This is a genomic window from Halomonas sp. ND22Bw (assembly GCF_003011945.1).
In the GTDB taxonomy this organism is placed as follows: Bacteria; Pseudomonadota; Gammaproteobacteria; order Pseudomonadales; family Halomonadaceae; genus Halomonas; species Halomonas halophila.
This window is the reverse complement of record NZ_PXWD01000472.1, coordinates 1-326: the sequence shown is the minus strand read 5'-3', so window position 1 is coordinate 326 and position 326 is coordinate 1. Positions and strand designations below refer to the sequence as shown.

The following is a 326-nucleotide window of genomic DNA, read 5'->3' as shown; positions in this document are numbered from 1 at the left end:
GCCTTGTGCGCCGGCAGCGATGGCGGCGTCGTGCCATTCGTCGATACTGCTGTCGCTGATCCCGCTAATCAGTTTTTTCTTTAGCCGCCAGTTTTCGCGAAGAATTTCGCCAAAATTCTCCAATCTTCCAGCGCAGAGTTCGTCACGCAAAACATAGGTCAACTCGACCATTCGAGCCAATCGCGCACGTGCGTTGACATTAACCTCGACTTGCTCGGATTGCCGGGCCAGAATATCGGAAGCGCTGCGCGTTATACCTGTATAGAATACAATAAGGTTTGAGAAAAGCGCGTTGCGCGTTTCAGGTCTTATGGCCAAAGGCTCTA

1 pseudogene is annotated in these 326 nt (G+C 51.8%); it reads right to left on the bottom strand.

The annotated features are described in order from the left end of the window. Nucleotides 1-326, bottom strand: a pseudogene (locus CVH10_RS25890) (hypothetical protein); the annotation flags it as partial.